Annotated in this window: 15 protein-coding genes and 2 pseudogenes; 10 read left to right on the top strand and 7 right to left on the bottom strand. The window is 69.3% G+C overall.

The features are described 5' to 3' along the window. Positions 1–3 precede the first annotated feature (3 nt). From phnL to ABS361_09160, 4 genes and pseudogenes are all read left to right on the top strand, one after another. Positions 4–709 (top strand): annotated as a pseudogene (phnL, locus tag ABS361_09175) (phosphonate C-P lyase system protein PhnL). Beyond that, on the top strand, positions 706–1,353 hold the full coding sequence (locus ABS361_09170) for a DapH/DapD/GlmU-related protein (GenBank protein ID XBY46364.1): 648 nt from the start codon (positions 706–708) through the stop codon (positions 1,351–1,353). The pseudogene phnL and the gene ABS361_09170 overlap by 4 nt, the downstream one beginning before the upstream one ends. Beyond that, complete coding sequence (locus ABS361_09165; protein XBY46363.1) at positions 1,350–2,564, top strand: alpha-D-ribose 1-methylphosphonate 5-triphosphate diphosphatase; 1,215 nt, start codon at positions 1,350–1,352, stop codon at positions 2,562–2,564. Before ABS361_09170 ends, ABS361_09165 begins: the two co-directional genes overlap by 4 nt. A gap of 77 nt (positions 2,565–2,641) precedes the next feature. Further along, positions 2,642–3,172: an MOSC domain-containing protein gene (locus tag ABS361_09160; protein ID XBY46861.1), complete on the top strand. Its 531-nt coding sequence runs from the start codon at positions 2,642–2,644 to the stop codon at positions 3,170–3,172. A gap of 139 nt (positions 3,173–3,311) precedes the next feature. Here the strand turns inward: ABS361_09160 and ABS361_09155 are convergent, their stop codons facing one another. Then, positions 3,312–9,686 carry an Ig-like domain repeat protein gene (locus tag ABS361_09155; protein XBY46362.1) on the bottom strand — a complete coding sequence of 2,125 codons (6,375 nt, stop codon included), beginning with the start codon at positions 9,684–9,686 and terminating at the stop codon, positions 3,312–3,314. A gap of 779 nt (positions 9,687–10,465) precedes the next feature. On the opposite strand from ABS361_09155, the gene ABS361_09150 reads away from it, so the two are divergent. From ABS361_09150 to dusA, 5 genes are all read left to right on the top strand, one after another. Further along, entirely contained in the window at positions 10,466–10,981 is a 516-nt protein-coding gene (locus tag ABS361_09150; protein XBY46361.1) for a tail fiber protein, read from the top strand. A 26-nt stretch (positions 10,982–11,007) separates the two neighbouring features. Beyond that, the gene (locus ABS361_09145) at positions 11,008–11,547 is read left to right on the top strand and encodes a tail fiber protein (protein ID XBY46360.1); all 540 of its coding nucleotides are present in this window, start codon (positions 11,008–11,010) and stop codon (positions 11,545–11,547) included. 132 nt (positions 11,548–11,679) lie between these two features. After that, on the top strand, positions 11,680–12,228 hold the full coding sequence (locus ABS361_09140) for a tail fiber protein (protein XBY46359.1): 549 nt from the start codon (positions 11,680–11,682) through the stop codon (positions 12,226–12,228). Positions 12,229–12,239: 11 nt separating this feature from the next. Further along, positions 12,240–12,866, top strand: coding sequence for a GNAT family N-acetyltransferase (locus ABS361_09135; protein XBY46358.1), 627 nt, complete (start codon positions 12,240–12,242; stop codon positions 12,864–12,866). A 167-nt stretch (positions 12,867–13,033) separates the two neighbouring features. Then, on the top strand, positions 13,034–14,083 hold the full coding sequence (dusA, locus tag ABS361_09130) for a tRNA dihydrouridine(20/20a) synthase DusA (GenBank protein XBY46357.1): 1,050 nt from the start codon (positions 13,034–13,036) through the stop codon (positions 14,081–14,083). A gap of 27 nt (positions 14,084–14,110) precedes the next feature. On the opposite strand, the gene ABS361_09125 is transcribed toward dusA, so the two are convergent. The 4 genes and pseudogenes from ABS361_09125 to ABS361_09110 form a co-directional block, all read right to left on the bottom strand. After that, entirely contained in the window at positions 14,111–14,803 is a 693-nt protein-coding gene (locus tag ABS361_09125; protein ID XBY46356.1) for a TIGR02281 family clan AA aspartic protease, read from the bottom strand. Positions 14,804–14,810: 7 nt separating this feature from the next. Then, a complete protein-coding gene (locus tag ABS361_09120) occupies positions 14,811–15,023 on the bottom strand; it encodes a DUF1289 domain-containing protein (protein XBY46355.1) in 213 nt (70 codons plus the stop codon). Positions 15,024–15,157: 134 nt separating this feature from the next. Next, the gene (locus ABS361_09115) at positions 15,158–15,253 is read right to left on the bottom strand and encodes an adenosylcobinamide-GDP ribazoletransferase (GenBank protein XBY46860.1); all 96 of its coding nucleotides are present in this window, start codon (positions 15,251–15,253) and stop codon (positions 15,158–15,160) included. Between the two features lie 155 nt (positions 15,254–15,408). Then, positions 15,409–15,870: pseudogene (locus tag ABS361_09110) on the bottom strand (adenosylcobinamide-GDP ribazoletransferase). 341 nt (positions 15,871–16,211) lie between these two features. Here ABS361_09110 and cobT point away from each other — a divergent pair. Beyond that, positions 16,212–17,237 (top strand): nicotinate-nucleotide--dimethylbenzimidazole phosphoribosyltransferase, encoded by a 1,026-nt coding sequence (cobT, locus tag ABS361_09105; protein XBY46354.1) that lies wholly within the window; start codon positions 16,212–16,214, stop codon positions 17,235–17,237. A gap of 108 nt (positions 17,238–17,345) precedes the next feature. On the opposite strand, the gene ABS361_09100 is transcribed toward cobT, so the two are convergent. Beyond that, a complete protein-coding gene (locus ABS361_09100) occupies positions 17,346–17,924 on the bottom strand; it encodes a hypothetical protein (protein XBY46353.1) in 579 nt (192 codons plus the stop codon). 183 nt (positions 17,925–18,107) lie between these two features. Then, positions 18,108–20,171 carry an ABC transporter ATP-binding protein gene (locus tag ABS361_09095; protein ID XBY46352.1) on the bottom strand — a complete coding sequence of 688 codons (2,064 nt, stop codon included), beginning with the start codon at positions 20,169–20,171 and terminating at the stop codon, positions 18,108–18,110.

Here is a 20,171-nt window from a genome sequence, read left to right as displayed (position 1 = left end):
GGCATGACCGCGATGATCAGCCTCGACGGCGTCTCCAAGACTTTCGTGATGCATCTGCAGGGCTCCAAGCACCTGCCGGTGGTGGCGAATGTCGAACTTCAGGTCGCGCGCGGCGAATGCGTGGTGCTCGGCGGCCCGTCGGGCGCGGGCAAATCGTCGATCCTGAAGATGATCTACGGCAACTACCGCTGCGACACCGGCCGCATCCTCGTCCGTGACGGCGACGAGCCGGTCGATGTCGCGAGCGCCGAGCCGCGCCGCATCGTGCGCCTGCGCCGGCGCACGCTCGGCTATGTCAGCCAGTTCCTGCGCGTGATCCCGCGCGTCTCCGCGCTTCGAGGTCGTCGCCTCGGCCGCGCGCGACCAGGGCATCGGGCCGCAAGAGGCCGAGGCGCGCGCCCGCGACCTGCTCGGCCGGCTCAATGTGCCGGAACGGCTCTGGGGCCTGCCGCCGGCGACCTTCTCGGGCGGCGAACAGCAGCGCGTCAACATCGCGCGCGGCTTCGTCGCCGATCATGCGGTGCTGCTGCTCGACGAGCCGACCGCCTCGCTCGACGCGAAGAATCGCGCTGCCGTCGTCGACCTGATCGACGAGAAGAAGCGCCGCGGCGTCGCCATGCTGGCGATCTTCCACGACGAGGACGTCCGCGAGCGCGTCGCCGACCGGATCGTCGATGTGACCGGCTTTGCCGCCGGGGCCGCCGCATGAACGCCCCGTCCGAGGTCCGCGTCGCCGCCCCGCATCCCGCGATCCCGCCCGAGGGGCTGATCGGCGCGGATGTGCGCATGCGCGAGACGACGCTCGGACGCTGGGTCGAGATCGCCGACGGCGTCCGCATCGAGTATTCGACCGTCGGCGACTATTCCTACGTGATGCACGGCTGCATGGTCGCGGACTGCGACATCGGCCGCTTCACGGCCATCGCCGCCTCGTGCCGGATCGGGCCGCCGAACCATCCGCTCGACCGTCCGACCATCCACCGGCTCTCCTACACGCCGGAATACTATTGGCCGGGCGCCGCGCGCGACCGCGCCTTCTTCGCCGAGCGGCGCGCGTCGCGCACGGTGATCGGCAACGATGTCTGGATCGGCCATGGCGCGGTCGTGCTGTCGGGCGTCACCGTCGGCGACGGGGCGGTGATCGCGGCCGGCGCGGTCGTGACCCGCGACGTCGAACCCTATACGATCGTCGGCGGCGTGCCGGCGAAGGAGATCCGCCGGCGCATGCCGCGCGATCTCGCCGAACGCTATGCCCGCCTCGCCTGGTGGAACTGGCCGCACGAACGCCTCGAAGCCGCGCTACCGGACTTCCGCGACCTCACGGTCGAAGCCTTTCTCGAGAGATACGAATGAACGCCCTAGACGTCGCGCCGAACTTTGCCGCGGGTGGCACCGCCTCGGTCGGAGCTCCTGCCGAAGCGTCTGCCTCGATCGCCATCGCCGCGCGCCGCATCGTGCTGGAGGACCGGGTCGTCGCCGGCACCGTCCATGTCGAGAACGGCCGGATCGTCGGTATCGACGAGGATCGGATCGATCCGGCGGCGGTCGATTTCGGCGACGATCTGCTGATCCCCGGCCTGGTCGAGCTGCACACCGACCATCTCGAGCCGCATTATCAGCCGCGGCCGAAGGTGTTCTGGAAGCCGTTCTCGGCCGTCTTCGCCTATGACGCGCAGATCGCCGCCGCCGGCATCACCACCGTGTTCGACAGCCTGCGCGCCGGCGCCGACCGCGATCCGCAGACGGTCGCCGCCGGCCTGTTCGCGCTCGGCGAGGCGATCGAGAACGCCCGCACCACGGGCCTGCTGCGCGTCGACCACCACACGCACCTGCGCTGCGAGATCTGCTCGACCGACGTGGTCGAGACCGCGCGCGCCTATGTCGCCCGCTTCGACGTCCGGCTCATGTCGCTGATGGACCACACGCCCGGCCAGCGCCAGTTTCGCGACGAGGAGAAGCTGCGCATCTACTATCGCGGCAAGGGCTCGACGCGCACCGAGGCCGAACTCGACGCCTATTTCGCCGAGCGCAAGGCGCTGAACGCCCAGTACGGCATCGCGCACCGCCGCAATCTGATCGCGCTCGCCCGCGAGCACACGATCGCCATGGCGAGCCACGACGACACCACGCTCGACCATGTCGCGGAGTCGCTCTCCGACGGTGTGGCGATCGCGGAGTTTCCGACCACGATGGAAGCGGCACGCGCCAGCCACGAGGCCGGGCTCGCCGTCCTGATGGGTGCGCCGAACGTGGTGCGCGGCGGCTCGCACTCCGGCAACGTCTCGGCCCGCGAACTGGCCGAGGCCGGCGTGCTCGACATCCTGTCGTCGGACTATGTGCCGGTGTCGCTCATCGAGGGCGCCTTCGGGCTCGCCGACGTCGCCGCCATGGGCGGTCTGCCCGGCGCGATCCGCACCGTGACCGCCAATCCGGCCCGTGCGGTCGGCCTGAACGACCGCGGCGCCATCGCGGTCGGCCGCCGCGCCGATCTCGTCCGCGTCGCGCTCGTCGAGGCGCATCCGGTCGTGCGCGAGGTCTACAGGGTCGGGCGGCGGGTGTCGTGAGCGGATCGGGAGCCGGCACGATCGATCCCGGCGCGCTCGGCGATACCGCCGTTCCGGGTCCGTCGGCGGTCGGAACCGTGGTGGCGGTCGCCCGCGACGACGGTCATCGCTTCTCCAAGCCGACCACGGCCGAGATCCGGCTTCTCGCCGGTCTCGGCGTCGAGGGCGACGCCCATTGCGGCGCGACGGTCAAGCACCGCTCGCGGGTCCGCGTCGACCCGACCCAGCCTAACCTCCGGCAGGTGCATCTCTTCGCCGCCGAGATGCTCGATGCGCTGGCGTGCGAGGGCTTCGATCTCGCGCCCGGCCGGCTCGGCGAGAATGTCACCACGCGCGGCATCGATCTTCTCGGCTTGCCGGTCGGGACGCGGCTCGCATTCCCCTCCGGCGCCCTTGTTGAAATCACGGGGCTGCGCAACCCGTGCCAGCAGATCGAGGACTTTCGGTCCGGGCTGCTCGACCGGGTGCTCGAGCGCCTGGCGGGCGGCGGCCTCGTCCGCAAGGCCGGCATCATGGGCGTGGTCGTCGCGGGCGGCACGATCCGCCCGGGTGACGCGATCACCGTGACCTTGCCCGCGGGGCCGCATCGGCCGCTCGAACGGGTTTGATCCGGCTTCGACCGATCGCACGGCGCTGAGCCGGTGGAGTTGCGCCGAAGCTACGCGGCTCCTGTCACGGCTCCGCGTCGATCCCGTCCTGCCGCTCGGTCCGGCGAGGCGCGCGTACGCGCCGCCGGGGGCTCGCCCCTCAGAGCCGCTTCATCACCCGCGCCCTGAACCCCTGGCTCTCGCTGCTGTCGGTCGAGTGCGTGTAGAGATATTCGAGCCCGAGGTTGATGTCGTCGATCAGCATGTCGACGCCGACCCCGATCATGACGGTCGAGGCATGGCGGCCGGGCAGGTCGACCAGATAGGACAGGTTCGGCAGGTCGGCATAGTTGAGCGCCAGCTTGCTGTCGCCCTGCATGCCGTAGCGGTATTCCGTCCGGAAGAACGGAGCCACCAGCCCCCAGTCGACCTCGAACGTGTAGCGGCCGCGCAGGCCGACCGAGGCTGTCGCCGTGGTCAGGCTCTGCCGACCGTAATGCAGGGCGCCGAGATTGCCGCCGGTCTCGGTGAACGGATCGAGCTCGGTCGAGACGCCGCTCAACCGGCCGTAGGGCGACAGCAGCCACCTCTTGCCACGGAACTCGTAGCCGAAGGTCAGCGAGCCGAACACCTGGCGGCCGTAGCGGTTGCCGGTCGCGGTGTCGGCGGTGCCGGAGATCGAACGCGTCGAGGCATAGTCGAGCAGCGACAGGCCGAGGACACCGTCGACGAACCAGTTGCGATCCGGCCGGATCGAGGTGTAGCCGACGACGCTGTAGCTCGATCCCGACGTGCGCGTGGTTCCCGAGCCGATGCTGGTCTTGTCGTAGCCGTAGCCGATGCCGATGCCGGTCGAGAGATACTGGTTCCAGCGATAGTCGACGCCGGCGCTGATGCCCGAGGTCCTGAAATTCGCATTGGACGTGCTGCTGCGCGCGGCCAAGGTGCCGACCGTGATCGCGCCGCTGGTCCAGAACGAGAAGGCACGGTCGACCATCGCGTTGACCGCGCCGTCATTGGCCCGTCCGGCCGCCGGTTGATCGGCACGCCGGCCGCGCACCCAGGCGGCATCGCGGTCGCTCTTGCGGCCGACGGCGAGACCGTCGGCGGCCGAGCGCGCCGCGGCCGACCGCGCCTTCACGCTGTCGGTCGCCGGCGAATAATCCGGCGCCCAGGCCATCGGACCGCCGGCCTGCGGCCGATCGGCCGGATTGGTCGTGTCGGCCGGCAGCAGCGCCACGGCGAAATTGTCGACGCCGTAGCCGTCGCCATGCAGCGTCTCGAGCCGGTGCTCGAAATTGCTGATCTGGGTCTCGGCGAAGCGCTGCGCGGTCTCCATCTGCGCCGTGACCAGTCCGACCACGTTCGGATCCTTCGAGGGATCCGGGCGCGGCTCGACGCGGATCCTGACCGTCGCCGGCGCCGAAGTGGAGCCACCCTTGCTCACCGTATAGGTGAAGCTGTCGACGCCCTGAAACGTTTCGTCCGGTGTGTAGACGACGTCGAGGTTGCGGACCACGGCCGTGCCGCGGCTCGGCGCGCTTGCCACCGCGACGGCGCTGAACGGTCCGCCGCTGTCGTTCGCGGTGACCGCGATGGTCACCGGCGTGTGCTGGGTGGTCGTCGCCTCGTCGTCGGTGGCGGTGACCGCGACGACGGTCAGCCGGAACGCGGCCGCCGCGGCCGCCCCATTGGCATCGGTCGCGGTCAGCGTGTAGCTGGTCGCCGCCGAGGTCGCGGTCGGCGTTCCCGTGATGCGTCCGGTCGCGGCCGCGAGCGACAGGCCGGCCGGCAGCGCCGGCGCGACCGCGATCGTGTACGGCGTCGTGCCGCCGGAGAAGGTGATCGGCTGGAAGTCCTGGGCCTGGCCGATCGAGGCGAGCTTGTCGGCGATCGCCACCGTCGCCGTCACCGCGCCATTGACCGTCAGCGAGAACGACGCGTTGGCGGAATTGCCGTTCGCATCGGTGACCGTGACCGTGTGCGAGACCGTCGCCTGGGTCGCGGTCGCCGTGCCGGAGATCGCGCCGGATGTGGTGTCGAAGCCGAGCCCCGCCGGCAGCGCCGGCGTGATCGCGTAGGTGAGCGGCGCCGTGCCGCCCGAGCCGGTCACGGGCGTGAAGGTGGCTGCGGCCGTATTGACCGTCAGAACCTTTGTCGCGATCGCCTGGGTCGCGACCACGCCGGCGTTGACAGTCAGCGAGAAGGTGGCACTCGCCGTCGCGCCATTCGCATCCGTGACCGTGACAGTCATGGTCGTCGCCGACAGCGTCGCCGTCGGCGTACCGGAGATCGTGCCGGAACTCGACGATAGCGACAGGCCGCTCGGCAGCGCCGGTGTGATCGAATAGGCGAGGCTGCCCGCGCCCCCGGCACCGGTCACCGGCGTGAACGCGACTGGTCCGGCGCCGGCGGTCAGCACTTTGGTGGCGATGGCCGTGCTGGCGGTCGGCCCGTTGACCACCGCCAGCGTGAAGGTCGCCGTCGCGGTCGCATTGTTCGTGTCGCGAACCGTGACCGTATAGGTGGTCGCGACCTGCGCCGCGCTCGGCGTGCCCGTGATCTGGCCGCTTCCGCCCGCGAAGCCGAGGCCGGCGGGCAGGGCGGGGGCGACCGAATAGCTGAGCGGCGCGGTCCCGCCCGTGCCGGTGACCGGCGTGAAGGCACTCGCCGCCCGGCCGACCGTCAGCGTCGTCGAGGCCACGGCCTGCGTCGCCGTGACCGCGCCGTTGACGGTCTGCGTGAGCGCGGCCGAGGTCGAGGCGCTGTTGGTGGCGTCACCGCCATAGACGGCGGTGATCGCATGCGACCCGGTCGTGAGCGCCGCCGTCGAGAAGGTCGTCGACCCGCCCGACAACGTGCCGGCGCCGAGCGTGGTGCCGCCGTCCTTGAAGGTGACGGTGCCGGTCGGCGACGAGCCGCCCGACACCGTCGCGGTGAAGGTCACCGACTGGCCGGCGGTCGAGGGATTGAGGCCGGATGTCACGCTGGTCGTCGTCGCCAGCGTGCTGACGGTCTGGGTCAGCGCGGAGGAGGTCGAGGCCGTGTTGTTGCTGTCGCCGCCGTAGACGGCGGTGATCGCGTGCGATCCGATGGTCAGCGCCGCGGTCGAGAAGGTGGCGCTGCCGCTCGAGATCGTGCCGGTGCCGAGCGTGGTCGCGCCGTCCTTGAACGTGACGGTGCCGGTCGGCGACCCGCCCGAGACCGTCGCGGTGAAGGTCACCGATTGCCCGAAGGCCGAGGGGTTGACGCTCGAGGCGACGGTGGTCGTCGTGGCGGCGGTGTTGACCGTCTGGGTCAGGGCGGAGGAGGTCGAGGTGGCGTTGTTGCTGTCGCCGCCGTAGACGGCGGTGATCGAATGCGAGCCGACCGAGAGCGCGGCGGTCGCGAAGGTGGCGCTGCCGCCCGAGACCGTGCCGGTGCCGAGCGTGGTGCCGCCGTCCTTGAAGGTCACGGTGCCGGTCGGTGACGAGGCGCCGGAGATCGTGGCGGTGAAGGTCACCGACTGGCCGAAGCTCGACGGGTTGAGGCTCGAGCTCACGCTCACGGTCGTGGTCAGCGTGTTGACCGTCTGGGTCAGGCCCGAAGAGGTCGAGGTCGCATTGTTGCTGTCGCCGCCGTAGACGGCGGTGATCGTATGCGTGCCGCCACTGAGGGCCGAGGTCGAAAAGGTCGCCGAACCGCCCGAGAGCGTGCCGGTGCCGAGCGTGGTGCCGCCGTCCTTGAAGGTGACGGTGCCGGTCGGCGACGAGCCGCCGGAGACCGTCGCGGTGAAGGTCACCGATTGGCCGAAGGTCGAGGGATTGACGCTCGAGCTCACGCTGGTGGTCGTGGCGGCCGCATTGACCGACTGCGTCAGCGCCGAGGAGGTCGAGGTCGCGTTGTTGGTGTCGCCGCCATAGACGGCCGTGATCGAATGCGATCCGGCCGCCAGGGCCGAGGTCGAGAAGGTCGCCGAGCCGCCCGCGAGCGTGCCGGTGCCGAGCGTGGTGCCGCCGTCCTTGAACGTGACCGTGCCGGACGGCGACGAGCCGCCGGAGACCGTCGCGGTGAAGGTCACCGACTGGCCGATGGTCGATGGGTTGGTGCCCGATGACACCGCCGTCGTGGTCGCCGCCTGGTTCACCGTCTGGGTCAGTGCCGAAGAGGTCGAGGTGGCGTTGTTGGTGTCACCGCCGTAGACGGCGGTGATCGAATGCGATCCGACCGCGAGCGCCGCCGTCGCGAAGGTCGCCGAACCGCCCGAGACCGTGCCGGTGCCGAGCGTGGTGCCGCCGTCCTTGAAGGTCACGGTGCCGGACGGCGACGAGCCTCCGGAGATGGTGGCCGTGAAGGTGACCGACTGGCCGAAGCTGGACGGATTGGCACTCGACGTCACCGCAGTCGTCGTCGTCGCCTGATTGACGGTCTGCGTCAACGCCGAGGAGGTCGAGGTCGCGTTGTCGGTGTCGCCGCCGTAGACGGCGGTGATCGAATGCGATCCCGCCGTCAGGGCCGAGGTCGTGTAGGTCGCGGTGGTGCCGGAGAGCGTGCCGGTGCCGAGCGTGGTGCCGCCGTCCTTGAACGTGACCGTGCCCGAGGCCGAGACGCCGCCGGAGACCGTCGCGGTGAAGGTCACCGACTGGCCGTAGGTCGAGGGGTTGGCGCTCGACGCGACCGAGGTCGTGGTCGTCGCCTGATTGACGGTCTGGGTCAGCGCCGAGGAGGTCGAGGTCGCGTTGTTGGTGTCGCCGGCATAGACGGCGGTGATCGAGTGCGACCCGACCGCGAGCGACGACGTCGAGAAGGTCGCCGAACCGCTCGAGAGCGTGCCGGTGCCGAGCGTGGTGCCGCCGTCCTTGAAGGTGATGGTGCCGGTCGGCGACGAACCGCCCGAGACGGTCGCCGTGAATGTCACCGACTGACCGATGGTCGATGGATTGGTGCCCGATGACACCGACGTCGTGGTCGTCGCCTGGTTCACCGTCTGGGTCAGCGCCGACGAGGTCGAGGTCGCGTTGTTGGTGTCGCCCTCGTAGACGGCCGTGATCGAATGCGACCCGACCGCGAGCGCCGCCGTCGCGAAGGTCGCCGAACCGCCCGAGAGCGTGCCGGTGCCGAGCGTGGTGCCACCGTCCTTGAAAGTGACGGTTCCCGATGGCGACGAGCCGCCGGAGACCGTCGCGGTGAAGGTCACCGACTGGCCGATGGTCGACGGATTGGCGCTCGACGCGACCGAGGTCGTGGTCGCCGCCTGATTGACGGTCTGGGTCAGGGCCGAGGAGGTCGAGGTCGCATTGTTGGTATCGCCGCCGTAGACGGCCGTGATCGAATGCGAGCCGACGGTGAGCGCCGATGTCGCGTAGGTCGCCGTGCCACCCGAGACGGTCCCGGTGCCGAGCGTGGTGCCGCCGTCCTTGAAGGTGACGGTGCCGGACGGCGACGAGCCACCCGAGACCGTCGCGGTGAAGGTCACCGACTGCCCGTAGCTCGACGGATTCGCGCTCGATGAGACAGCGGTCGTGGTGGTCGTCTGGTTGACGGTCTGGGTCAGCGCCGAGGAGGTCGAGGTCGCGTTGTTGGTATCGCCGCCATAGACGGCGGTGATCGAATGCGACCCCGCCGTCAAGGCCGAGGTTGCGTAGGTCGCGGTGCCGCCGGAGACGGTGCCGGTGCCGAGCGTGGTGCCGCCGTCCTTGAAGGTCACGGTGCCGGTGGGCGACGACCCGCCCGAGATGGTCGCGGTGAAGGTGACCGACTGGCCGTAGGTCGACGGATTGTTGTTCGACGTGACGGCGGTCGTCGTGGTCGCCTGGTTGACGGTCTGGGTCAGGGCCGACGAGGTCGAGGTCGCGTTGTTGCTGTCGCCGCCGTAGACGGCGGTGATCGAGTGCGATCCGGCGCCCAACGCCGAGGTCGTGTAGGTCGCGGTGGTGCCGGAGAGCGTGCCGGTGCCGAGCGTGGTGCCGCCGTCCTTGAAGGTGACGGTGCCGGTCGGCGACGAACCGCCGGAGACCGTCGCCGTGAAGGTGACGGACTGACCGTAGGTCGACGGATTGTTGTTCGACGAGACCGAGGTCGAGGTCGTCGCCAGCGCCAGCGGCAGATTGGTCAGCGAGATCGTAAAGGTGCGCGAGGCATAGACGGTGTTGTTGGAGGCGAACTCCGGCGTCGTGTCCCATCCGGCCTGGGGCGCATAGAAGGTCAAGCTGTCCGAAGTCGCGTTTCCGAGCGCCGTGATCGTGAAGTCGTAGTAGGTCGGAAGCGTGCTCGACCCGGAATACTGCGGCGCGATGGTGAACTTCGCGGCGGTCGAGTTCCCCGACATGTTGGTGACGGTGGTGTTGGTCGTACCGCCGGTGCCGCTGACCGGATATTGCTGGTTGAGGTCGACGCCCTGGACTTGCGAGAAGCCCCAATCCTTGACGCCGGCGAAATTACCGCTGTCGTCGCAGTTGCCGACGACCAGCCGCACCGTGTCGTTGAGCGCCTTGCCGGAGAAATCGAGCGTTGCCGAGCAGACCACGGCGCCGGCCTCGCCCGTGCCGGCCGCCATGCCGAGCGTGAGCGTTGCCGCCGCGAGAAAAATAGGTTGCACCCGAAAAAGTAGCAGAAGGCTGCATATCAGGCCCGCTCCGGCCTCACGCCAGCCACGCATCCTCATGTTCGCCATGATCCCCCCGGTGCGAAGCGCCCCTGATCCTCGCTTCGCACGGTCGACGCGATGCACCTTTAGGTGTATTTGACTCGCGTGATAAACCCGAAATGCAATTTCCTTAGGTTGTATCACGACGCAGTATGGCGGCAATGGACAAAATCATAAATCAATGGTTGACATCTAGAATGAAACATTATTGATTTATAGGTGTTGCATACAAGAAACACGCGCATTGGGAGGTGTGCGGTTTTTGTGTGTTCCGCGGAGCGGACGGGGCTCATGCCCGGCAAAAAGTTGCACAATCAAAGGTATCGGCGCGTCTTGTGCCGGTCGGATTTAACAAGGCTTCCGGGCTCCGCTTGCCCGGAGGCGTTGCAAATCGCGACCTCATTCAGGGGCACTCGGGCGTTTCGGCCCACCGCGCGGCCAGCGTGGTTTCAGGCCGTCGCCCATGGCGCCGCGATCACGACAGGGTATGCGCCGGTCGAAAGACGGAACGTCGCGATGGGCCTGGTGGTGACCTCATGGTTCGCAGGCTACCGACCCTCGCGGAGAGGCGCGGCACGATCGGGGCGCTCCTGTCCAAGTCGGTCGCCAGTCCAATCTCCGCTTGCGTTACGTTGAAATTAAAGTCTAGATTGCATACATAACGTTCGGCAACCTTCAGGGAGGGGAACTTGCAGCCGTTCATCGGGACGATCATGCCCGTCGCCTTCGGCTATGCGCCGAAAGGGTGGGCCTTGTGCGACGGGCAAACCATGCTCATCCAGCAGAATCAGGCGCTTTTCTCTTTGATCGGAACCTATTTCGGTGGCGACGGCGTCCGCACCTTCATGCTGCCGGACCTCCGTGGCCGTGCCGCCGCGGGCCTCGCTGCGGCGTTTCCCGGCCTCGTCTACGGCGCGGACACGGTCACGCTGACCACCGCCGAGATCCCCGCTCACACCCACAATCTGGTTGCGACCACCGCGCAGAGTTCGGCCAGCCGCGCCGTCGTGCCGACCGATAAGATCTTCGCGACACCGAACTCGCCGACGCAGTCGATTTTCGGGTCGCCGGTCTCGGAGGTCGCGTTGGCCGACAGTGTCAACGTAATCCCGATGGGCGTCGGGCTGGCGCATAACAATATGCAGCCCTTCACGGTGCTGAACTTCATCATTGCGCTGCAGGGCATCTACCCGTCACGCAGCTGAACCGGTCGAAGCCTCGGGAGAGATTGATGGAAACTTATGTCGGGCAGATTTTGCTCTTCGCATTTCCGCGCGTGCCGACCGGCTGGCATCTGTGCGACGGCAGCCTGCTGCCGATCGCGCAGTATGATACCCTCTTCGCCCTGATCGGCACGACCTATGGCGGCGACGGTCAGGTGACGTTCGCTTTGCCGGACCTGCGCGGCCGCGTGCCGCTGCACCAGGGCCAGCAGCCCGGACGTCCGATGTTCGTGCTCGGCGAGGAGTCCGGCACGGAGGACGTGACGCTGCTCATCTCCAATCTGCCGAGCCACGGTCACGCGGTGGCGGCATCGACGGCGAACCCGCCGAGCGGTCCCAGTCCGACGCCCGGATCGGACGTCGGCTTCGCGACGACGGCCGGCGGTGTTACCGCCTACGCGCCGAACGCGACCGGCGCGCTGCCGCGCATCCTCGCCCAGCAGACCGTTTGGATGTCGGGCGGCAACGTCCCGCACAACAACATGATGCCGTCGCTGGTGATGAACTACTGCATCTCGCTCTACGGCGTTTATCCCACTCCGCCCTGATCGCCCCGCGCCCGCATCCCGGCGCGCTGGTTTGCTCCGGAGAACGCGTTCCTCGTCGGGATCGTGCCCGAGGGCTCGGCTGCCGAGACCGTGTCCGGTTTCGTCCTTTGTCGCTTTTCGAATGAGGTCGTCATGGAAGTCTTCATCGGGACCGTGATGCCGTTCCCCTACAATTTCGCCCCCAGAGGCTGGTTTCCCTGCAGTGGCCAGCTGCTCTCCATCGCCAGCTATTCAGCGCTCTACGCCCTGATCGGGGTGACCTATGGCGGCGACGGGCGGACGAATTTCGCCTTGCCGAACCTCAATACGTCCACGAGCGACCAGGCGGTGCGCATTGCGCTCGGGCAGGGCAACGGCCCGGGCCTGACGCCACGTGTCATCGGCCAGGCCTTCGGCGAGGACGCCCACACGATCACGACGCAGGAAATGCCGATGCATAACCATGCGTTCGCGCTGTTCAGCGGCGCGCAGGGCAAGACCGAAGTTCCGCCGGCCGGCGGCATCTTGGTCGATCCGACCTACACCGGCTTCGTCGATCCGAGCATCGCGCCGCCCGACACGACCCTCGCCCCGGTGACGATCGGCCCGGCCGGCGGCGGTCAGGCCCACAACAACGATCAGCCGGCGCTCTCGCTGTTCTATTGTATTTGCTACGAGGGCATCTTCCCGTCGTTCGGCTGAGCGGGGCGGACATGTCCGAGTCCCGACAGTCCACGATCGGTGCCCTTCTCGCCGCGCGCCTCTCCGCGCGCGGCGACCGCCCGACGGTGCGCCCGGCCGAACCGGCCGACGGGCCTTTCCTCTATGCCAGCCTGCGCGCCGAGCGGGCCGGCGATTTCGTCGGCCTGCCGCCCGAAATTGCGCACAACCTGATCGACATGCAGATCCGCGCGCAGTTCGCCGGCCACATCGCGCGCTATCCCGCGCTCGAGCGCCTGATCGTCGAGGTCGACGACGCCCCGGCCGGCCGGCTCTCCGTCGTGCGCGAGGACGCCGCCTGGCGCATCGTCGATTTCGCCGTCTCGGCCGGGCTGCGCGGGCAGGGCCTCGGTTCGGCGCTGCTCGCAGCGCTGATCGATGCCGCCGACGCCAAGCGGGATGAGCCGGAGGCGATCGCGGACGCGGGCGTCGCGCCCGAGGCGCTCCGCCTCTCCGTCTTCTTCGCCAATGTCGCCGCGCGCCGTCTCTATGCCCGCCACGGCTTCGTCGATGTCGCGCCGCCGGACGGCGAGGCGGTCGCCTTCGTCGAGATGGTCCGGCCGCTTTCCGGACCGTCGCAGCCGGCGCGCCGGTCCGGCGATCCGATGCGGGCGCCTTGATCCGGCCGAGGAGTTGTGGCCATGTCGCGCCGTTCCCCGAAGGAGACGACGTGACCGCGATCCCGCCCGCGCCGCCGGCATCCGCCTTGTCATCGACGGCCGAGACCGTCCCATCGCCGCCCGCCGCCGATGTTTCGGCCGCGGCCGTGCGCCCGCGCGCGTCGGTCATGGCTCCTTGGGCGGGCAGCCACCGCTTCTCGGTCGCACCGATGATGGACTGGACGGATCGGCATTGCCGGACCTTCCACCGGCTGCTCAGCCGGCGCGCGCTGCTCTATTCGGAAATGGTGACCACGGCCGCGATCCGCTTCGGCGATCGCGAGCGCCTGCTCGGCTTTTCAGCCGTGGAGCATCCGGTCGCCCTGCAGCTCGGCGGCTCCGAGCCGGCCGAGCTCGCCTTCGCGGCCCGTGTCGGCGAGGACTGGGGCTACGACGAGATCAATCTCAATTGCGGCTGCCCGTCCGATCGCGTGCAGTCCGGCCGGTTCGGCGCCTGCCTGATGGCCGAGCCGGACCTGGTCGCCGAGGCGGTCGCGGCGATGAAGGCCGCGGTCCGCGTGCCGGTCACGGTCAAATGCCGGATCGGCATTGACGATCAGGATCCCGAACAGGCGCTGCCGCGTCTGGTTTCGGCTGTGAAGGCGGCCGGCGTCGACGGGCTGATCGTCCATGCCCGCAAGGCCTGGCTCCAGGGGCTGAGCCCCAAGGAGAACCGCACCGTGCCGCCGCTCGACCATGCGCTCGTGCATCGCTTGAAAGAGGCGCATCCCGACCTCACCATCGCGATCAATGGCGGCATCGCGGATCTGGAGACCGCTGCGGCCGAACTCGTCCATATGGATGGCGTCATGCTCGGCCGTGCCGCCTATGAGAACCCGGCGCTGCTCGCCCGCGTCGATCGCGAGATCTTCGGCGAGGCGGTCGAGGATCCGGATCTCTTCGCGGTTGTCGAGGCGATGCGCGACTACGCCGCCGGCGTGGTCGCGGCCGGATTTCGGATCGCCAATGTCACGCGCCACATGCTCGGCCTGTTCAACGGCCGTCCGGGCGCGCGGCTCTGGCGCCGCATCCTGACCGTCGAGGCAGCGGAGCCGGGCGCCGGACCGGAGATCATCGATCGGGCGGCTGCCGCCGTGCGCGAGGCGATGGCCGCGGCGGAGGCGCGGGCGCTGGCACGGGCAGCGGAAGGGGCGCTCGATGCGACGGCTGCGGAATGATCGCGGTCGGAGGGGCGCAGGCGCCCGTCAGCGGCGCATGACGAGTTGCCGCCGCTCGACCGTGAACGACGACAGCCGATTGAGAAAATTCATGCCGAGCAGGCTCTGCTGCAGCGAGCCGGGGCGCGCGACCAGGGCGCGGATGTTCTTCTCCGCGATGCTGCCGATCGCCAGCGTGCCGATCCGGATCGTCGCGGCGGTCGTCTCGCCATTGGCGGTCGAGACGCGCGCGTCATAGATGAGGCCCGCCGGATCGATGCCGGCGGCGATCGCATCGCGCTCGGTCAGCACGACCTCGCTCGCGCCGGTATCGACCACCATGGTCACGATCCGGCCGTCGACCATCGCGCGGACGCGGAAATGGCCGTCCATGCTCTTGGCAATCGTGATGCTGCCGGGCTCCGGCCCGTCCGCGGGCGTGCCGGGTAAGAGCAGGCTCTGCACCCGATCGGCGACGCCGACGAGATTGTCGCGATAGCCGTAGGCTGCCACCAGGCCGAGGATCAGCGCGAGCCAGACGAGCGCCGCCCTTGCGATCGTGCCGAACCGATGTCGGCCGCTCTGCGCGATGCCGGCCGCAATCGTGAGGCCGATGACGCCGAACATGACGAGGCGCGCGAAATCGTCGTTGGCGAGCCCGAAGCTCGTTCCGGCCGAATGGTTGAAGATGAGGATCGCGAGGGCGCCGCAGAGAACGGCGAGGGCGAGACCGAACACCATTCGCGCCTCACTGCTGCTGTTGCGCGGCGGCGGCCCGTGCCGCCTCGCGCCGTCGCCGCCGCTCCGGCAACAGGGCCATCACGGCGGCGCGTGCCGCGTCCGTCATCGATCCCCAGGCGCCGATCTCGTCGAGCGTGCGATCGCAACCGATGCAGACGCGCGCGATCGGGTCGACGCTGCAGATTTTCACGCAAGGGCTGGCGATGGGGCGGGGCGGCATGGGATCCTCGAAGCGCGGGCGAAGGCCCGGCGCCCGATTAGATATCGGTGACGCCCGCGCGGGGAACAAGGGCGTCTGCGGCGCGGTGTCTCGGCGTGGCGGCGAGGTCATCTTGCCGCGCCGCGCCAGGAACCTCACGCCGCGAGGACGATCAGCATCGCGATCTCGGCGATCGGCTGCCCGGCGCCGAGCACGTCGCCGGTCTGGCCGCCGATCTGGCGCTTGGCGATGAGGCCGAGCCCGGTGGTCGCAAGCGCGCCGGCGAGGAGGGCGGCCGCGACGCGCGCGCCCCCAAGATCGGTCCGGCGAGACCGAGCGCGATCCCGACCGCAAGGCCGGTCGCGACCCCGAGCGTCGCCCGGCCCGGCACGCCGACCGACCGGCCGAGCCCGTCCGCACGCGCCGGCGGCAGGGCGCGAAACAGGTAGAGCGGCAGCACGCGCGAGATCGGGGCGAGCCCGACGAGCACCAGCGCTGCCGCGGCAGCGCGCCCGCCTTCGGCGAGCCCGGCCGCGCCGGACGGCGCGACGAACCCGGCATAGAGGCTTGCCTTGACGAGCAGTGCCAGCACCAGCGCCGCCCCGCCGAAGGCGCCGATGCGGCTGTCCTTCATGATCTCGAGCTTGCGTGCCACAGTCGCGCCGCCGCCGAATCCGTCCGCGATGTCGGCGAGCCCGTCCTCGTGGAAGACGCCGGTCGCGATCAGTCCGACCGCGAGCGCCAGCCCGGCGATGGCGAGCGCGGGCAGATTGGTGAGGCCGAGCGCCGCGAGCGCCAGCGCCGCGGGCAGCGCGATCGGCAGCGCGGCCAAGGGGAGCATGCGCACGGCGCGGGCGAAATCGGGCATCGCGGCCGGGTCGTCCGCCGGTCCGCAGCGCGGCACCGGCAGGCGCGAATAGAAGCGCACCATCGCGGCGACATCGGCGGCGAGCGTCGCGACTGGCCCATGCTCGACTGGCCGATTCTCGACTGGCCCATGGTCGAGCGGTCCGGCCGGCGACGGCGCGGCGGCCGGGCGATCGGACGGCGTCGGATCAGGGAGGGTCGTCATCGGGCGACTGCAACTCGGCGCGGGCGGTCAGACTGGCGGAATGCGCGGCCGCCATGGGCGATCCGGCGTTGGCCGCGCTTGTGGGCCGGCCGTCCCCGTTGTAGACCGCGCCCCGGCCAACAGGAAAGACCAGTTCGATGGCGTTCGCTCCCACCGCTCTTCCGTTCGACGATTTCCGCGACCTCGTGCTGCTCGCGCCGGGGCCCGACACGGCCGCGGTCGACGCGGTGCGCATCCGCGACAGCCAACTCACCAAGCCGCCCGGCGCGCTCGGCCGGCTGGAAGAGATCGTCGAGTGGCTCGCCGCCTGGCAGGGCCGGGCGCGACCGGCCGTGCAGCGGCCGCTGGTCGCGGTGTTCGCGGCCAATCACGGCATCGCCGACAAGGGCGTCTCCGCCTTCCCGAAGGAGGTCACGGTGCAGATGGTGGCGAATTTCGCCGCCGGCGGTGCCGCGATCAACCAGCTCTGCGCCGCCTTCGACATCGGCCTGAAGGTGTTCGAACTGGCGCTCGAGGTGCCGACCCCGGACATCTCGGAAACCGACGCGTTCGACGAGGCCGGCTGCGCGGCGACCATGGCCTTCGGCATGGAGGCGCTCGCCGGCCAGCCGGATCTGGTCTGCCTCGGTGAGATGGGCATCGCCAACACGGCGGTCGCCAGCGCGATCTACCACGCGCTCTACGGGGGCACGGCGGCCGATTGGGTCGGCGCCGGCACCGGCGTCGCCGGCGATGCGCTCGCTCACAAGGCGGCGGTTGTCGGTCAGGCGGTCGCGCGCATCGGCGAGGCGCGCAAGAACCCGTTCGAAGTGCTGCGCCGGCTCGGCGGCCGCGAGATCGCGGCCATGGCGGGTCTGATCATCGGCGCGCGCCACCAGAAGGTGCCGGTGATCGTCGACGGCTTCGTGACCACGGCGGCGGCGGCGGTCATCCATGCAATCAACCCGGCCGCGATCGACCATTGCCTGTTCGCGCATGTCTCGGCCGAGAGCGCGCATGCCAAGGTGCTGGCGAAGCTCGGCAAGCGCCCGCTGCTCGATCTCGGCATGCGCCTTGGCGAAGGCACAGGCGCGGCGATCGCGGCGAATATCGTTCGCGCGGCGGCGGCGACCCACGCCGGCATGGCGACCTTCGGCGAGGCCGGCGTCAGCGACAAGGACTGAGGCGATCGATTGCGGCGAGCCGTCGTTCGGCCGGCCGCGGCGTTTGAATGAAGAGGGATCGCGCGGCCGAATTCATCCGCCGCGCGATACGTATCGGGTGTCGGCCCGTCAGCTCTTGGTCCAGTTGGTACGGTTGTCCCAGCGGATCACGCGGCCGTCGAAGACGCCCGAGATCACGTGGTCGTCGGTGAAGTCCACGACCAGACGGTTGCCGCGGCAGGTGCCATAGGCGACCGGGCGGTTCCGACCGACCGTGACCTGGATGCGGTCGCCGCCGAGCGAGGCGATGGTGCCGGCGCGGCCGTTATAGAAGCCGGCGATCCGCGCACAGGTTCCCTGACCGCCGAAACCGGGGCCTCCGCCGAAGCCCTGTCCTCCGAAGCCATTGCCGCCGCGCGGGCCCCGCGCATTCGCCTGGCAGCTCCGGAGCGCCGCCGCCTTGGCGTTGCGATCGGCGCGCACCTGGAACTCGTTGCGCGCGAGACACCACTGGAAGTGCCCCTCGCGATTGGCATGCATCAGCGGCGTCCGCGGGCAGCCGAGTGCGTAATATTCGCTCTGCGCGCGCATGGCGAAGTTCACGAAATCCTGGCATTGCAACGGGGGCATCGCCGATGCAGTACCTGCGCCGAGCAAGGTGACCGCGCCGAGGAGCGAAATCGATAAAGTAGTCTTTCCGTACGACAAGGGTGCCTCCGTCCAAAAGTCACGCGAATGACCTGATAGAGCCCTCATGTTTCTGTCAAGTGACTTTGTCAGCGCGGTGTAATCATAATTGCCGCCGGGGCGCCTGGGGGCGCACACCGCGATGTCGGGCGCCAATCCAGCCCGCCCGTGCGCCTTCGGCTCGACAGTGCGATCGGCTGCCTCTTACTCCGCCGCGTGAGCCGGCGCCCGGACGATCGGCTCGACCTTGGCGAGTTCCTCGATCGGGATGTGGCAGAGGATCGACGAGCCGTCCGGCACGTCGCGCAACGGCGGCGGGGTCTCGTCGCAGACCGGACCCAGCTTGCGCGGGCAGCGCTTGGAGAACCGGCAGCCCTTCGGCACACTGATCGGGGAGGGCGGATCGCCCTCGAGCCGGATGCGCTTCTGCTCGACGGTCGGATCGGCGATCGGCACTGCGGACAGCAGCGCTTCCGTGTAGGGGTGGTACGGCGGCTGGAACAGCGCCTCGACCGGCCCCTGTTCCATGATCTTGCCGAGATACATCACGATCACCCGGTCGGCGAGGTGTCGCACCAGCGCCAGATCGTGGCTGATGAACACGATCGTGGTCTTCTTCTCGCGCTGGATGTCGAGCAGCAGATTGACGATCGCCGCCTGCACCGAAACGTCGAGCGCCGAGACCGGCTCGTCGGCGACCAGGATCGACGGTTCGGCCGCGAAGGCGCGCGCGATCGCGACGCGCTGCTTCTGGCCGCCGGAGAGCCGCGGCGGCCGCTGGCTCTTCAGCGCGCGCGGCAGCCGCACCATGTCGAACAGCCGGTCGATCCGCTCGTCGATCTCCTTCTTCGTCTTGGCGATGCCGAACTTCTTCAGCACGCGCGCGATCGGATAGGCGACCGAATGCGAGGGATTGAGCGTCGCATCGGGGTTCTGGAACACCATCTGGATTGCGGCGAGTTCGTCATGCGAGCGCTGCCGCGCCGTCTTGGCGCCGACATCCTCGCCCTTGACGATCAGATGCCCCGAGGTCGCGTCCTGGAGCCCGGCGAGCACGCGGGCGAAGGTCGACTTGCCGGAACCGGACTCGCCGACGATCGCCAGGATTTCGCCCTCGCGCGCATCGAAGTTCAGATCCTCGTTGGCGGTCAGCTTGCGCTTGGCGCCGCCGAGCGAGAACATCGCCGAGCCGAGATCGTAGACCTTCGACAGGTGCTCGGCTGCCATCACCAGCGTCTCGGTCGGCCGCCCCGGCGCGACCGCCTCCGGCGAGCTCTCCGCGAAGGCCTCGGCATCGCGCCAGCGTGCGCACAGCACGCGATGGGCCTCCGCCACCGGTTCCTCCACGAGCCGGGTCGTGCAGGCCGTCTGATCGAAGCCGGCACAGCGCGGCGCGAAGCCGCAACCTTGCGGCCGCCGCGCGAGCCCCGGCGGCTGGCCGGGGATCGGCAGGAACGAGGTCGTGTACTTGTCGGCGCCGAGATGCGGCACGCAGGCCATCAGGCGGCGCGTGTAAGGATGCTTCGGGTGCGCGAACAGCTCGCGCACCGGCGCCTCCTCGACCATGTCGCCGAGATACATGACGCCGACACGCTCGCAGACCTTCGCCACCACGCCGAGATTGTGGGTGATGTAGACGAGCGCGGTGCCGAACTTCTCCTTCAGTCCGGCGACCAGATCGAGCACGGCCGCCTCGACGGTGACGTCGAGGCCGGTGGTCGGCTCGTCGAGCAGCAGCAGCCGCGGATTGGCGAGCAGCGCCATGGCGATGACGACGCGCTGCTTCTGACCGCCGGAGAGCTGGAACGGATAGCGCTCCATGACGCTGTCGGGATCGGGCAGGTTGACGTCGGCGAGCATGCGCTTCGCCTTCTCCGCCGCCGCGCGCCGGCCGAGCCCCTGGTGCAGCATCGGCACTTCCATGAGCTGGGCGCCGATCTTGAGCGTCGGATTGAGCGCGGCGTTCGGGTCCTGGTAGACCATCGAAATGCCGCCGCCGCGCACGCGGGCGAGATCCTTCTCGCTCGCGGTCGCGAGATCCTTGCCCTCGAAGACGATGCGCCCGCCGGCGATCCGGCCGGTCGCGCCGAGATGGCGCATGATCGCCATCAGGAGCGTCGACTTCCCGCACCCGGACTCCCCGACGACGCCGTAGCTCTCGCCCGGCATGATCCGGAACGTGAGGTTCGGGATCGCGGTGACGACGCCGGCGGCCGAGTGATAGTCGACCCTCAGGTTTTCGATGGCGAGGATAGGCTGCTCGGCCAT

The sequence above is a fragment of the Ancalomicrobiaceae bacterium S20 genome, assembly GCA_040269895.1.
Taxonomy (GTDB): Bacteria; Pseudomonadota; Alphaproteobacteria; order Rhizobiales; family Ancalomicrobiaceae; genus Methyloraptor; species Methyloraptor flagellatus.
Note: the sequence above shows the minus strand (reverse complement) of the source record. Positions and strands in the feature narration are given on the sequence as shown.

Coding starts and splice junctions, on each gene's coding strand:
- ABS361_09170 (XBY46364.1), top strand. CDS start 706: ATGAACGCCCCGTCCGAGGTCCGCGTCGCCGCCCCGCATCCCGCGATC.
- ABS361_09165 (XBY46363.1), top strand. CDS start 1,350: ATGAACGCCCTAGACGTCGCGCCGAACTTTGCCGCGGGTGGCACCGCC.
- ABS361_09155 (XBY46362.1), bottom strand. CDS start 9,686: ATGGCGGCCGGCACGGGCGAGGCCGGCGCCGTGGTCTGCTCGGCAACG.
- ABS361_09145 (XBY46360.1), top strand. CDS start 11,008: ATGGAAACTTATGTCGGGCAGATTTTGCTCTTCGCATTTCCGCGCGTG.
- ABS361_09140 (XBY46359.1), top strand. CDS start 11,680: ATGGAAGTCTTCATCGGGACCGTGATGCCGTTCCCCTACAATTTCGCC.
- ABS361_09135 (XBY46358.1), top strand. CDS start 12,240: ATGTCCGAGTCCCGACAGTCCACGATCGGTGCCCTTCTCGCCGCGCGC.
- dusA (XBY46357.1), top strand. CDS start 13,034: ATGGCTCCTTGGGCGGGCAGCCACCGCTTCTCGGTCGCACCGATGATG.
- ABS361_09125 (XBY46356.1), bottom strand. CDS start 14,803: ATGGTGTTCGGTCTCGCCCTCGCCGTTCTCTGCGGCGCCCTCGCGATC.
- ABS361_09120 (XBY46355.1), bottom strand. CDS start 15,023: ATGCCGCCCCGCCCCATCGCCAGCCCTTGCGTGAAAATCTGCAGCGTC.
- cobT (XBY46354.1), top strand. CDS start 16,212: ATGGCGTTCGCTCCCACCGCTCTTCCGTTCGACGATTTCCGCGACCTC.
- ABS361_09095 (XBY46352.1), bottom strand. CDS start 20,171: ATGGCCGAGCAGCCTATCCTCGCCATCGAAAACCTGAGGGTCGACTAT.